At 44.0% G+C, this 14,334-nt stretch carries 7 protein-coding genes and 3 rRNA genes; all 10 read left to right on the forward strand.

Translation table 11 applies throughout. The features are described 5' to 3' along the window. The 10 genes from dnaA (at window position 1) to rrf (ending at window position 14,149) form a co-directional block, all read left to right on the forward strand. Entirely contained in the window at window positions 1–1,428 is a 1,428-nt protein-coding gene (gene dnaA / locus FY534_RS00005; protein WP_203114888.1) for a chromosomal replication initiator protein DnaA, read from the forward strand. A gap of 236 nt (window positions 1,429–1,664) precedes the next feature. After that, entirely contained in the window at window positions 1,665–2,798 is a 1,134-nt protein-coding gene (dnaN, locus tag FY534_RS00010) for a DNA polymerase III subunit beta (RefSeq protein ID WP_203114889.1), read from the forward strand. Between the two features lie 8 nt (window positions 2,799–2,806). Next, complete coding sequence (gene yaaA, locus FY534_RS00015; protein WP_072874406.1) at window positions 2,807–3,025, forward strand: S4 domain-containing protein YaaA; 219 nt, start codon at window positions 2,807–2,809, stop codon at window positions 3,023–3,025. Next, the gene (recF, locus tag FY534_RS00020; RefSeq protein WP_203114890.1) at window positions 3,022–4,143 is read left to right on the forward strand and encodes a DNA replication/repair protein RecF; all 1,122 of its coding nucleotides are present in this window, start codon (window positions 3,022–3,024) and stop codon (window positions 4,141–4,143) included. The genes yaaA and recF overlap by 4 nt, the downstream gene beginning before the upstream one ends. An 8-nt stretch (window positions 4,144–4,151) precedes the next feature. Further along, window positions 4,152–4,454, forward strand: a complete 303-nt coding sequence (gene remB / locus FY534_RS00025; RefSeq protein ID WP_203114891.1) for an extracellular matrix regulator RemB — start codon at window positions 4,152–4,154, stop codon at window positions 4,452–4,454. A gap of 19 nt (window positions 4,455–4,473) precedes the next feature. Continuing rightward, window positions 4,474–6,399, forward strand: a complete 1,926-nt coding sequence (gyrB, locus tag FY534_RS00030; protein WP_072874421.1) for a DNA topoisomerase (ATP-hydrolyzing) subunit B — start codon at window positions 4,474–4,476, stop codon at window positions 6,397–6,399. 55 nt (window positions 6,400–6,454) lie between these two features. After that, complete coding sequence (gene gyrA, locus FY534_RS00035; RefSeq protein WP_203115491.1) at window positions 6,455–8,908, forward strand: DNA gyrase subunit A; 2,454 nt, start codon at window positions 6,455–6,457, stop codon at window positions 8,906–8,908. 452 nt (window positions 8,909–9,360) lie between these two features. Continuing rightward, window positions 9,361–10,896 (forward strand): 16S ribosomal RNA (locus FY534_RS00040). 145 nt (window positions 10,897–11,041) lie between these two features. Beyond that, window positions 11,042–13,990 (forward strand): 23S ribosomal RNA (locus tag FY534_RS00045). 42 nt (window positions 13,991–14,032) lie between these two features. Further along, a 5S ribosomal RNA gene (rrf, locus tag FY534_RS00050) occupies window positions 14,033–14,149 on the forward strand. The 16S, 23S and 5S rRNA genes sit together here, the layout of an rRNA operon. Window positions 14,150–14,334: the final 185 nt, after the last annotated feature.

The following is a 14,334-nucleotide window of genomic DNA, read 5'->3' on the forward strand; positions in this document are numbered from 1 at the left end:
ATGAGCACAGTATTGAAAACCGATTATTTTGACGATTTATGGTCTCAAGTTTTAACTGTCATTCAGGAAAGAACAACGACTCCAACATTTGAAACTTGGTTTTCAGGCACCCGAATTGCAGCTTATCGGGAATCAGACAATACAATTGTTATTCAAGCTTCTACTTTATTTACTAGAAATTGGTTAGAAAAACACTTCTATACGGTAATTCAAAATACAATAACTGCGTTAACAGATAAAGAATTCAATTTACAATTTATTCACGATCCGCTAACTGATCCTCGTGATCGAGAGAAAGATACCTCAAATTTCGCTGACCACAAAGATAAAAGTCAGTCAGTTATTGAAATTCAAACGACAATTCAGAATGGCGAGAGTCAACAATCTGAAGAAGTCTTTGAAACTACAAACTTTAATCCTCGTTATACTTTCGAAAATTTTGTGATAGGTGCTAGTAATCGTTTTGCACATGCAGCAAGCTTAGCTGTAGCAGAAAAACCAGCCAAAAACTATAATCCTCTATTTATTTATGGAGGAGTTGGACTAGGAAAAACGCACTTGATGCATGCCATTGGGCAACTTTCCAAAAAGCTAAGGCCTTATTCTAAAGTTTTATATTTATCTTCTGAACGTTTTACAAATGAATTTATTACCGCAATTCGAGAGAATAGTACCGGTAATTTTCGAAATCGATATCGCTCTATTGACGTTTTGTTAATTGATGACATTCAATTTTTAGCTAAAAAAGAACAAACACAAGAAGAATTTTTCCATACATTCAATACTTTACATGAAGAAGCTAAGCAAATTGTAATTTCCAGCGATCGTCCACCCAGGGAGATACCTACATTAGAAGATAGATTGAGATCGCGCTTTGAATGGGGACTGATTACAGATATTCAACCACCGGATTTAGAAACACGTATTGCTATCCTGCAGAGAAAAGCTAAATCAGAAGGAATCAGTATCCCTGAAGATGTTACATATTACATCGCCAATCAGGTAAATTCTAATATTCGAGAATTAGAAGGAGCTCTCATTCGAATCGTTGCTTATTCTTCATTGGTGAATTCAGATATTTCTCTCGGCCTGGCAGAAGAAGCATTGCAAGAACTCATTCAAAGAGGAAACAAGCAAACCATTAATGTATCCCATATCCAAAAAGTTGTAGGTGATCACTTCAGCTTAAAGCTAGAAGACTTAAAGGCAAAAAAACGAACAAGAAATATAGCTTTTCCAAGACAGATAGCCATGTATTTAACCAGAGAATTAACCGACCTATCTTTACCAAGAATAGGAGAAGCATTTGGTGGGCGAGATCATACAACCGTTCTGCACGCTTGTGAAAGAGTCACAGAAGAAATGACAAAAAATGATGAGATACGAGCGATTGTTGAGAGACTATCTGAGGCAATTCGTACTTTGTGATGATTTGTGATGAAATGTGGACAACTTTTAGTTTTTCTCACAAGAAAAAATAAGTTATGCACATATTATCCACAAGGAAAAACGCTAGTGATTACAGCGAATCTTTAAGTTATCCACAAAAAAACAGGCGTTATTACTATTACTTGTACTAGTAAAAAGATCTATATACTATCTATCTACTACTAGTTTGGTCATAGAAAATCAGATGTAAATTTTTGAAAGGAGTTTCATCTCCCATGCATTGTATCGTAAATAAAAATGCTCTTCTCAATCTCATAATTAATGTTTCAAGAGCTGTAGCTACAAGAACGACCAAACAAATTCTCTCAGGAATACTAATCAATCTTTCATCCAATACACTTATTGCAACAGCATATGATTTAGAACTCGGTATTCAAGATGAATTATCTGTTCAAACAGAAGATCCAACGTTTCTGCGAATATCAGAGCCTGGTAGTATAGTTTTACCAGCAAGATATTTTTTGGATGTCATTCGAAAATTACCAGATGAAAAGGTTCAAATACAGACTAATTCCAACTACATCACAAAAATTGTTTCAGGACATTCTGAGTTTCATCTACATGGTATTGATGCTTCAGAATTTCCTAAATTACCTTCTTTTTTATCCTCCAACGCATTTAAGGTATCATCCAAAAAATTACGTTCATTAATAGAATCAACAGTTTTTGCAACTTCCTCATCCGAAGTACGACCTATCTTAACTGGCCTGCATGTTGAATTAAATCGAGACTTTTTAAGTTTTACAGCGACAGATGGACTCCGATTAGCTACAAAAAAATATCCTTTCGAAGAAGTAAAGAATCATACAATTTCAGCAGTTCTTCCTGGAAAATCTTTAAATGAATTAGCCAAAATACTTCCTGATAGTGATGAAGAAGTTGTCTTGCAATTATCGGAGGGTCACTCTCTATTCATATTCGGTTCTATGCATGTTTATACCCGCTTATTGAGCGGAGCCTATCCAGACACAAGCAGATTGATTCCAAGTCAGTGGAAAACAGAATTGCTGATTAACAGATCTGAACTTTTATCTGCAGTTGATCGAGCAGTTCTTATCTTAAGAGACAAAGAAAATAACAAAGTAAAAATGGAAATTCAAAACAATGAAATGTCAATGTCTTCTAATTCACCTGAGATTGGAAATGTTCAAGAACAACTGTGGATTAATGAAAAATTAGGTGAAGATGTACAAATAACTTTTAATGGACGTTACGTTTTGGACGCTTTAAGAAATTTAGAATCTGAAACAGTAACCATTCGCTTAAATGGATCTAATCAACCGTTTGTGATATTGGAAAATCAGGAGAATGGGTCATTACAATTAATTTCTCCTGTTTTAACGAGGTAATTATACATATGGAAAAAATTATATTTTATAATGAATATATAACTTTGGGTCAATTACTAAAGAAATTAAATTATGTTTCTTCTGGAGGAGATGTAAAAATCTTTTTAGAAGAAAACCGAGTTCTTGTAAACGGAATGATAGAAACCAGAAGAGGTAAAAAATTAGTTTCTAATGATGTCTTAACGATTCAAAATAAGTCGTATTTACTTAAGGCTGATAAAGAATGATTGTTAAATGGGTTGATCTCGAAAATTATCGCAATTATAGACATGTATTCTTTGAATTATCTCCTACACTCAATGTTTTCGTTGGAGAAAATGGACAAGGAAAAACTAACGCGTTAGAAAGCATTTTTTATTTAGGTATTGGTAAATCTCATAGAACTGTGAGAGATTATGAACTTATCCAATTTGGAGAAACGAGATCGACACTTAAAACATTAGTTGAACATGAAATCAGGAATTATCAATTAGAAATTCAAATTGAAGAGAATGTAGGGAAAAAAGCTTGGATTAATCATGCTCCATATAAAAAAATGTCCGACTATATCGGACATTTGCAAGTTGTCTTATTTTCTCCTGAAGATTTACAACTTCTTAAAGGCAGTCCTGCCTTAAGAAGGAGATTTTTAGATATAGAGATAGGACAAAGCCAGCCTACCTATCTCTATCATTTAGCACTGTATAATAAAACTTTGCAGCAACGAAATCGATTTTTAAAATCTCACAACATTGATGAATCATTGTTAGATGTTCTTGATGAACAATTATCTATACATGGATCTTATATTTTATTAAAGAGAATCGATTTTTTTAAAGATTTGAACCATATTGCTTCATCCTTATATGAAAAAATAGCTTATCAAAAAGAAAAACTTAATATAAAATATGATTCTTCGCTACGTATAGATGATGCTTATTTATACTCCTTTACCATTTATGAATTTCAAGAAGCTCTATATACAGGTTTACAAAAACAAAGAAAACAAGATATCCATCAGTGCATAACCACTATAGGACCACATAGAGATGACTTGTTATTTTATTTAAATGAGAAAGATGCTAAAAAATATGGCAGTCAAGGACAACAAAGAACGATAGCTCTCTCTCTCAGGCTTGCCGAAATTGAGTTATTGTATAAATTATCTAGGGAATATCCTGTTCTTTTACTGGACGATGTACTATCAGAGTTAGATGATGATCGACAAAAAAATCTGCTTCTTTCAATGACAGAAAAAGTTCAAACTATCCTTACGACAACAAGTTGGTCATCTTTAGCTGACTATTTTCGCATGGCGCCAAAACTCTACAAAGTTGATTCTGGTATACTTACTTCGGAAGGATAGTGAATATCATGTATTTGCACATTGGCGGTGATGTAGCCATTCACGTAGACCAATTGGTAGGTATCTTTGATTGGCGCATTGGAGAGAGTGCAAATACAGAAAGCTTTTTTAAAAATGCCTATGCCGATTATTCTCTTGAGATGATTGATGCGGAAGATATTAAATCTGTAGTAGTGACTTTTCAAAAAATCTATTTATCTCCCGTATCTGTAATGACTCTAAAAAAACGAATGTTTATTCTAGAGGATCATCTACAAGATGTTTCATTACCAGATGAGTTTATACAAAATGACTCATGCGATTGTATTTGATTCGATGATCTCGGAGGGAATGTCATTGTCCGAAACAAACGCGACTGCGAAAGTATATGATGAAACGCAAATTCAGGTTCTTGAAGGATTGGAAGCTGTTCGAAAACGTCCTGGTATGTATATCGGATCAACCAGTTCAAGAGGTCTTCATCATCTGGTTTGGGAAATTGTAGATAATGCTGTGGATGAAGCGCTTGCTGGTCGCTGTGACCGTATTCTTGTCCAGATTCATCCTGATAATTCTGTGACTGTTGTGGATAATGGCGCCGGTTTTCCAGTTGGAATTCATCCAAAAACCGGAAGACCAGCTGTAGAAACAGCATTAACCGTTCTTCATGCAGGCGGTAAGTTTGGTGGAAGTGGTTATAAGGTATCAGGAGGTTTACATGGTGTTGGTGCATCTGTCGTCAATGCCCTTTCCACATGGCTGAGAGTGGAAGTTCATAGGGATGGAAAAATTTACGAACAGGAATATGAAAGAGGTACACCTCTCTACGATCTACGAGTAATTGGTAGCACAGATCATACAGGAACCAGTGTTTCTTTTAGACCAGATCCTGAAATTTTTACAGAAACAATAGTTTTTGATTCTGAAATTTTACAGAATCGACTTAGAGAACTTGCTTTTTTAAATGCTGGATTGGAAATCATTTTTCAAGATGAACGTGATGGCGGGAAAAAATTAAATTTCCATTATTCTGGCGGTGTTGCGGAATTTGTAGAATTTCTAAATAAATCTAAAGATGTGCTTCATGAAGATCCCGTTTTTGTGAGTGGGAAAAAAGATGATGTAACGGTTGAAATCGCTCTGCAATATAACGACGGTTATTCAGCAACGCTTTTTTCATTTGCTAATAATATTAATACTCATGAAGGTGGTACACACGAATCTGGATTTAAAAGTGCATTAACAAGAGTGATTAACGATTTTGCTCGCAAGTTAAACGCGATAAAAGAATCGGACAATAACTTGACAGGTGACGATGTCAGGGAAGGTTTAACTGCTATTGTTAGTGTTAAAGTGCCCGAACCGCAATTTGAAGGACAAACCAAAACAAAGCTTGGCAATTCAGAAGTTCGTGGAATTGTGGAAAGCTTATTTGGTGAAAAATTACAAACATTTTTAGATGAACATCCTTCTGTTGCAAAAAAAATTGTTGAAAAAGCAGTGATGGCTGCGCGGGCAAGAGAAGCTGCGCGTAAAGCAAGAGAGTTAACCAGGCGTAAAAATGCTTTGGAAGTCAGTTCATTGCCTGGAAAATTAGCTGATTGTTCTTCAAAAGACGCATCTATTTGCGAACTCTATATTGTCGAGGGTGATTCAGCAGGCGGATCGGCAAAATCGGGTAGAGATAGAACTTTTCAAGCTATACTTCCAATTCGCGGAAAAATTATCAATGTAGAAAAATCGCGCTTGGATAAGGTACTCTCCAATGAAGAAGTTCGATCTATTATCACAGCGAGTGGAACGGGCATTGGAGAAGATTTTGATATTACAAAAGCTAGATATCATAAAATTGTGATTATGACAGATGCCGATCACGATGGAAGCCACATCCGCATTCTTTTACTTACATTGTTGTATCGATTCATGAGACCACTTATTGATGCGGGTTATGTATATATTGCACAACCACCGCTTTATAAAATTACAAAAGGAAAAAATATTCAATACGCATACTCAGATCAACAACTTGAGCAAATTCTACAAGAAATAGGTCGACAGAATATCAATATTCAGCGCTATAAAGGTCTGGGTGAAATGAATCCGACACAGCTTTGGGAAACCACGATGGATCCGAGTACGCGCACACTATTAAGGGTAACTACAGAAGATGCGATGGCTGCTGAACAAACGTTCAGTATTTTAATGGGCGACAAAGTTGAACCACGCCGTGAATTTATAGAAGAACATGCGCGTTATGTTCGAAATTTGGATATTTAATCTTTCATCATGGAAGAAGAGAGATCTTAGGGGGATTTAGTTGTCTCAAGATTACATGGGCAAAGTTATACCCATTGATTTAGGTGATGAAGTACGTCAATCCTTTATGGATTACGCTATGAGCGTTATTATCAGTCGTGCGATTCCGGATGTCAGGGATGGATTAAAACCTGTACATCGTCGAATTTTATATGCGATGTACGAATCTGGAATGACACATGAAAAACCATATAAAAAATCAGCACGCATTGTGGGTGATGTACTTGGACGTTATCATCCGCACGGCGATGCTTCTGTTTATGATGCTCTCGTTAGACTGGCCCAAGAATTTTCAACACGCTATCTATTAGTGGATGGACATGGAAACTTTGGTTCTGTAGATGGAGATTCTGCGGCTGCCATGCGTTATACAGAGTCTCGCATGTCAGCTATTGCGATGGAATTATTAAGAGATATACAGAAAGAGACTGTTAATTTTGGTCCTAACTACGACGAAAATGAACAGGAGCCACTTGTATTACCTGCCCGTTTTCCAAATTTATTGGCAAACGGATCGTCTGGAATTGCAGTAGGAATGGCTACAAATATCCCTCCACACAATTTACGCGAAGTCATCAATGGTGTTGTTGCCATGATTGATCATCCAGATGTCACAGTATCGGAATTGATGAATTATATTAAGGGACCCGATTTTCCTACTGGTGGCATTATTCTGGGTAGAGATGGCATTCGCCGTGCTTATGAAACTGGTCGTGGCAGTATAACGGTCAGAGCAAAAACAGAATTTGAAGAAATGTCGGGTGGGAAAACTAGAATTGTAGTTACGGAAATTCCATATCAACAAAATAAAGCCAGATTAGTGGAGAAAATTGCAGAATTAGCAAGAGACAAAAAAATAGATGGTATTACTGATCTTCGAGACGAATCTGACCGAAACGGCATGAGAATGGTTATAGAATTGCGCCGGGACGTAAGGCCTCAAGTTGTATTAAATAATCTTTTTAAATTTACTGGTTTGCAAACAAATTTCGGCATCATCAATTTGGCGTTGGTTAATGGTGAGCCTAAAGTACTTAATTTGCGCCAAATGCTTTATCATTACTTGGAACATCAAAAAGAAGTAGTCACACGAAGAACGCAGTATGATTTAAGAAAAGCTGAAGCAAGGGCCCATATTCTTGAAGGGTTAAGAATCGCACTTGATCATTTAGATGCGGTTATAGCCTTAATACGCGCTTCTCAAACAGTTGATGAAGCAAGAGAGGGATTAATTCAACGATTTGGATTATCGCAAGAACAAGCCCAGGCAATATTGGATATGCGTCTTCAGCGTTTGACTGGTTTAGAAAGAGAAAAAATTGAAGCTGAGTATGCAGAATTGCAAAAATTAATCAGTGAGTTACGGGCTATTCTAGCCGATGAATCGAGATTAATGGGCGTCATTCGAGAAGAAATTATACAAATTCGCGATAAATTTGGTGATGAAAGACGTACAGAGATTGTAGCTGCAGAGGGAGATATCAATGAAGAGGATCTCATTCCTGTGCAAGACGTTGCGATTACCATAACGCATGCTGGTTATGTCAAGCGTATTCCATTGTCAACTTACCAAAGCCAGCGTCGTGGTGGCCGTGGTATGACCATGATGGGAACTCGAGAAGAAGATTTTGTTGAGCATTTGCACATCTGCTCTTCCCATAGCCCGGTTCTCTTTTTTACGAATCGTGGAAGAGTATACAATCTTAAGGCATATGAAATTCCTGAATTTAGTCGCCAGGCTAAAGGTGTGCCCATCATTAATTTGCTGAACATCGAACAGGGTGAAAAAATTACTGCAGTTATTCCGCTTGGAACCATAGCTGAAGAAGATATGGAACAACTAACCTTGTTCTTTGCTACAAGAATGGGCATTGTCAAGAAATCTGCTCTAAGTGAATACGCCAATATTCGAAAAACAGGCTTAATTGCACTTCATTTAAAAGAAGATGATGAGGTTATTTCGGTAAAATTAACAAACGGTAGTAAGGATATTATTATGGCGACACGCTGCGGGCTCTCCATCCGCTTTCCTGAATCCGATGTAAGAACTATGGGTAGAAATGCAACAGGTGTCAAAGGAATTGCTCTTAATCCGAATGATGAACTTATAGCTATGGATGTTATTGAGGAAGATCATGAAGTGCTGGTGGTTACCAGCCGAGGCTATGGTAAAAAAACACCCGCTGACGACTATCGTACTCAATCTCGTGGCGGAAAAGGCATTAAAACGTTAAACTGTACAAAGAAGAATGGTGTAGTTATTGCATTAAGAATGGTAACTTCACAAGATGATTTAATGATTATTACCAATGCAGGAGTAGCTATACGCATTCACGTTGCGGATATTTCTACACAAAGCCGAAATACTCAGGGTGTTAAATTGATTAATGTGCCAGATGGTGAGGAAGTTGCAACAGTAGCTCGTGTCATAACGACAGACGATACCGAAACAGAAGAAGATTCGATCTAAAAATCATATCTACGAGGAGTGGTCTAAATGTCTCCTTTAGAAATTTTTGCAATACATCAAGCTGCAGGATTTTTGGCGCTTGGGGTAATTGTGGGATTATCGTATCTTGTGTTTCATGCTATATTACCGCGTAAATAAAGTGTGCTAGTGTAGAATCTTTACTGAAACAATGCAGAAAATCCTGATGAAACAATGAATCCCTGTCTGATCACAGTAAGTGAACAGGCGGGGATTTCTTATGAATCGTAACAAAGAATAAAATCATAAAAATTTTTTTGAAAAAGGGGTTGCAAAAAAGTTTGGAGGGAGGTAAGATAGTCGCTGTCGCTGCAAGAGGGGACGCGAAAGAGAGCCTTGGCAGCGAGAGAACCTTGAAAACTAAACACGCACAAGAATCACCAAACGCCAGAGAAGAAGTGCCCGAGCTCGAGGGAGCGAGGGAGAAGGAATTAGACATTGAGAGTTTGATCCTGGCTCAGGACGAACGCTGGCGGCGTGCCTAATACATGCAAGTCGAGCGGGTATCGAAAGATACCAGCGGCGGACGGGTGAGGAACACGTGGGGAATCTGCCTAACAGACCGGAATAACGCCTGGAAACGGGTGCTAAGGCCGGATAGGCGCATGAGGCGCATGCCTGATGCGGGAAAGGATGCTACGGCATCGCTGAGAGAGGACCCCGCGGCGCATTAGCTAGTTGGTAGGGTAAAGGCCTACCAAGGCGACGATGCGTAGCCGACCTGAGAGGGTGACCGGCCACACTGGGACTGAGACACGGCCCAGACTCCTACGGGAGGCAGCAGTAGGGAATCTTCCGCAATGGGCGCAAGCCTGACGGAGCAACGCCGCGTGAGCGAGGAAGGCCTTCGGGTTGTAAAGCTCAGTCAAGGGGGAAGAGCGGCAAGGAGAGGGAATGCTCTTTGCGAGACGGTACCCCGAGAGGAAGCCCCGGCAAACTACGTGCCAGCAGCCGCGGTAATACGTAGGGGGCAAGCGTTGTCCGGAATCACTGGGCGTAAAGGGTGCGTAGGCGGTTCTGCAAGTCTGGGGTGAAAGGCCAGGGCTCAACCTTGGGAATGCCTTGGAAACTGTAGGACTTGAGTACTGGAGAGGCAAGGGGAATTCCACGTGTAGCGGTGAAATGCGTAGAGATGTGGAGGAATACCAGTGGCGAAGGCGCCTTGCTGGACAGTGACTGACGCTGAGGCACGAAAGCGTGGGGAGCAAACAGGATTAGATACCCTGGTAGTCCACGCCGTAAACGATGAGTGCTAGGTGTTGGGGGGTACCACCCTCAGTGCCGAAGGAAACCCAATAAGCACTCCGCCTGGGGAGTACGGTCGCAAGACTGAAACTCAAAGGAATTGACGGGGGCCCGCACAAGCAGTGGAGCATGTGGTTTAATTCGAAGCAACGCGAAGAACCTTACCAGGGCTTGACATCCCTCTGACGATACCAGAGATGGTAGGTCCCTTCGGGGCAGAGGAGACAGGTGGTGCATGGTTGTCGTCAGCTCGTGTCGTGAGATGTTGGGTTAAGTCCCGCAACGAGCGCAACCCTTGACCTGTGTTACCAGCACGTAGAGGTGGGGACTCACAGGTGACTGCCGGCGCAAGTCGGAGGAAGGCGGGGATGACGTCAAATCATCATGCCCCTGATGTCCTGGGCGACACACGTGCTACAATGGGCGGCACAACGGGAAGCGAGAGAGCGATCTGGAGCGAACCCCTGAAAACCGCTCGTAGTTCGGATTGCAGGCTGCAACTCGCCTGCATGAAGCCGGAATTGCTAGTAATCGCGGATCAGCATGCCGCGGTGAATCCGTTCCCGGGCCTTGTACACACCGCCCGTCACACCACGAGAGTTGGCAACACCCGAAGTCGGTGGGGTAACCCGAAAGGGGGCCAGCCGCCGAAGGTGGGGTCGATGATTGGGGTGAAGTCGTAACAAGGTAGCCGTATCGGAAGGTGCGGCTGGATCACCTCCTTTCTAGGAAGAGAGAGGGGTTTGGTGGAGAGGCGTGCGTGTTTAGTTTTGAGGGTTCTCGGGAGAGAACTTAGCGAAAGCTACTTATGCCTTGAGAGAGGGATAAGCTCGAAGGACCTTGAGAACTGAATCAGCAAGAGGGAAGAAAGGTGAAGGTAGAAAGGGCGCACGGAGGATGCCTAGGTGCCAGGAGCCGAAGAAGGACGGGGCGAACACCGAAATGCCTTGGGGAGCTGTACGCGAGCGAAGATCCAGGGATGTCCGAATGGGGGAACCCACCGGTCGTGATGGGCCGGTACCGCTATCTGAATGTATAGGATAGACGGAGGGAACCTGGGGAACTGAAACATCTCAGTACCTGGAGGAGAAGAAAACAAGAGTGATTCCGCAAGTAGTGGCGAGCGAACGCGGAAGAGCCTAAACCATGATGGTGGAGAAGGGGACCCCCGTTGCCATCATGGGGTAGAGGGGATGCGCAGCCAGGCAGGGTCTTGCCTGGGCCGAAGGAGACAAGGGAGCCAAACGACATGGGAAGGTCGGCCAGAGCGGGTGAGAGCCCCGTAGGCGAAGCTTGTCGAGGGAGGTAGCGCAGGCCCCAAGTACCGCGGGACACGAGGAACCCCGTGGGAATCAGGGAGGACCACCTCCTAAGGCTAAATACTCCCTGGCAACCGATAGCGGAGAGTACCGTGAGGGAAAGGTGAAAAGAACCGCGGGAGCGGAGTGAAAGAGAACCTGAAACCGTGTGCTTACAAGCAGTCGGAGTCCGAAAGGATGACGGCGTGCCTTTTGTAGAATGAACCGGCGAGTGATGGTGATGAGCGAGGTTAAGGCAGGGAAGCCGGAGCCGAAGCGAAAGCGAGTCTGAAGAGGGCGAGAAGTTGATTGCCATCGACCCGAAACCGGGTGAGCTACCCCTGGTCAGGGTGAAGTGCGGGTAACACCGCATGGAGGCCCGAACCCACCGGCGTTGAAAAGCCGGGGATGAACTGGGGGTAGGGGAGAAATTCCAATCGAACCCGGAGATAGCTGGTTCTCCCCGAAATAGCTTTAGGGCTAGCGTCACGGATGAGGGACGGAGGTAGAGCACCGATGGGGTGCGGGGCCCGACCAGGGTTACCAAGCTCCGTCGAACTCCGAATGCCGTTTCATTGAACCGTGGCAGTCAGACTGCGAGTGCTAAGATCCGTAGTCAAGAGGGAAACAGCCCAGACCAACAGCTAAGGTCCCCAAGGGTGGTTAAGTGGGAAACGATGTGGCGGTGCATAGACAACCAGGATGTTGGCTTAGAAGCAGCCATCATTGAAAGAGTGCGTAATAGCTCACTGGTCGAGTGACGCTGCGCGGAAAATGTAACGGGGCTAAACCACACACCGAAGCTATGGCTGTGGGAAGACCACAGGGTAGGGGAGCGTTCCATAAGCGGAGAAGCCTTCTTGAGAGGGAAGGTGGAGGTTATGGAAGTGAGAATGCCGGTATGAGTAGCGAAAAGAGGGGTGAGAATCCCCTCCGCCGAAAGCCCAAGGTTTCCTGGGGAAGGATCGTCCACCCAGGGTTAGTCGGGACCTAAGGCGAGGCCGAGAGGCGTAGTCGAAGGAGAACGGGTTGAGAATCCCGTACCAGATGGATTTGCATGACTGAAGGGGTGACGCAGGAGGCTAGAGCGAGCGGCCGGATGGAAGAGGCCGTCCAATCCGCAAGGGGGTCGCGCAGGGAAAACCGCGCGGCGAGAACTCTGAGCGGTGATGGGGAGGGAAGAAGAGTACCGAAGCGCTCGAGGTCACACTGCCAAGAAAAGCCTCTAGGGAGAATGCATCTGCCCGTACCGGAAACCGACACAGGTGGGCGCGTGGAGAACACGGAGGCGCGCGGGAGCACTCTCGTTAAGGAACTCGGCAAAATGGCCCCGTAACTTCGGGAGAAGGGGCGCTCTGAAGAAGAGCCGCAGTGAAAAGGCCCAAGCGACTGTTTAGCAAAAACACAGGTCTCTGCGAAGCCGAAAGGCGAAGTATAGGGGCTGACGCCTGCCCGGTGCTGGAAGGTTAAGAGGAGGGGTGAGGGCGAGAGCCCGAAGCTCTGAATTGAAGCCCCAGTAAACGGCGGCCGTAACTATAACGGTCCTAAGGTAGCGAAATTCCTTGTCAGGTAAGTTCTGACCCGCACGAAAGGCGTAACGACTTGGGCGCTGTCTCAACGAGAGACCCGGTGAAATTGTAATACCTGTGAAGATGCAGGTTACCCGCGGCTAGACGGAAAGACCCCGTGGAGCTTGACTGTAGCTTGATATGGGAGACGGGCATGTCATGTACAGGATAGGTGGGAGACACAGAAGCATGGGCGCCAGCCTGTGTGGAGTCGATGTTGGGATACCACCCTTGAGATGCTAGTCTTCTAACCTGGCACCCTGAATCGGGTGTGGGGACAGTGTCAGGCGGACAGTTTGACTGGGGCGGTCGCCTCCTAAAAGGTAACGGAGGCGCCCAAAGGTTCCCTCAGCGCGGATGGAAACCGCGCGGGGCGTGTAAAGGCACAAGGGAGCTTGACTGCGAGACGGACAGGTCGAGCAGGGACGAAAGTCGGGCTTAGTGACCCGGTGGCACTGCGTGGAAGGGCCATCGCTCAACGGATAAAAGCTACCCCGGGGATAACAGGCTGATCTCCCCCAAGAGTCCACATCGACGGGGAGGTTTGGCACCTCGATGTCGGCTCATCGCATCCTGGGGCTGAAGTCGGTCCCAAGGGTTGGGCTGTTCGCCCATGAAAGCGGTACGCGAGCTGGGTTCAGAACGTCGTGAGACAGTTCGGTCCCTATCTGCCGTGGGCGGAGGATACGTGAGAGGGTTCGTCCTTAGTACGAGAGGACCGGGATGAACCGACCGCTGGTGGACCAGTTGTCCTGCCAAGGGCACAGCTGGGTAGCCAAGTCGGGGAGGGATAAGCGCTGAAAGCATCTAAGCGCGAAGCCTGCCTCAAGATAACGTATCCCATTCCGTCAAGGAAGGAAGACCCCTTATAGACGATAAGGTAGATCGGTCCGGCGTGGAAGCGTCGTGAGGCGTGGAGCGGACGGATACGAATCGGTCGAGGCCTTCACCAAGGAAAATCCCTCTTGCTGAGACAGTTGGAAAGGAAAGAAGAGTCTGGTGACCATAGCGGAGGGGATACACGCGTACCCATCCCGAACACGACCGTGAAGACCTCCAGCGCCGAGCATACTTGGGGTGAAGACCCCTGGGAACCTAGGTCGTTGCCAGGCAACAGGAGTACAGGTGGCTGTTAAGTGTGGAGTTTCCCTCCTTGGGGACTCTGCCTTACAGCCACTTTTTTGTTTTATAAAAATGATTACAATAGAAATTATTAGATAACTAAATACCTAAGATTACGATGATTTTGTCTATAAGGCGATTTTGTGGCAAATGATATAGAAGTCTACTCATTTGC

It is taken from the genome of Alicyclobacillus sp. TC (assembly GCF_016804365.1).
Classification (GTDB): Bacteria; Bacillota; Bacilli; order Alicyclobacillales; family Alicyclobacillaceae; genus Alicyclobacillus_I; species Alicyclobacillus_I tolerans.